The 770-nt window shown below is 58.8% G+C and carries 1 protein-coding gene and 2 pseudogenes; 1 reads left to right on the plus strand and 2 read right to left on the minus strand.

The genetic code is table 11. The features are described 5' to 3' along the window. Positions 1–217: pseudogene (istB, locus tag B2W70_RS16865) on the plus strand (IS21-like element ISAav1 family helper ATPase IstB); the annotation flags it as partial. Positions 218–268: 51 nt separating this feature from the next. Here istB and B2W70_RS16870 read toward each other — a convergent pair. Then, positions 269–472 (minus strand): annotated as a pseudogene (locus B2W70_RS16870) (DUF5131 family protein); the annotation flags it as partial. A 69-nt stretch (positions 473–541) separates the two neighbouring features. Then, the coding region (locus B2W70_RS16875) for a hypothetical protein (protein WP_286747429.1) at positions 542–770 on the minus strand (229 nt) is incomplete at its 5' end.

A 770-nucleotide genomic window follows, 5' to 3' on the forward strand; every position in this document is an offset into this window, starting at 1 on the left:
CGGCGACGCCAAGATGACCACCGCGCTACTCGACCGACTCACCCATCACTGCCACATCGGCGAAACCGGCAACCAGAGCTGGCGCTTCAGGCACTCGACTGCACAACCGTCTTCGATCATCAGAGCCACACGAACCAAAACGGCCAAAGGAGCACCCCAGACAGATCACGCAGTAGACTTATCCACATCCGAACAGTCCATTTCTTCGTCAACTTAGTGGCTCAGTTTTGGACGTGACGCCTGGCTCAGTTTTGCTCGTGATTCAACAAGCATCGCGATTCCACTTCAGAGGCTCCTTCCAGTGCGTGTCACTGAAGAAGCGTCGAGGGGCTTCGGCCCCCCAGACATCCGAGCCTACTCGCTTGGCCCACGACTCGGCATAGCAGTGGTCGCAGGCGGGCGAAACCTTCACACACCCCCACCAGGGGTTGAAGGTGTGATGAGTCCATTCAATGCGAGAGTCTTTTCCCATGAGGCTGATCAGTATAAGTTCGGGGATGGTGCCGGTGATGCAGGATCGCCTGAATCGGCGCGGTTGCGATCAACCGGACCTGCGGCGCTTGCCGGTGCTGGGTGCAATGTTGCCTGGCACTGGCGCGCGTTCAAGCACCATCCTGAGCGTCTGTGTCTCGGCCTTGAGTGTGGTGACTTCCATTTCCCGCTCTTTCAGGGCATCGATGGCCGCTTGGCGTTCATTCAGCGCCTGGTGCTCTGCCTGTCTGGCCTGAGCCAGCGCTGATTGCGTCGCATCGTGAAGAACCTGGAGGCGA

The organism is Aquabacterium sp. UBA2148, assembly GCF_002328915.1.
In the GTDB taxonomy this organism is placed as follows: Bacteria; Pseudomonadota; Gammaproteobacteria; order Burkholderiales; family Burkholderiaceae_C; genus Aquabacterium; species Aquabacterium parvum.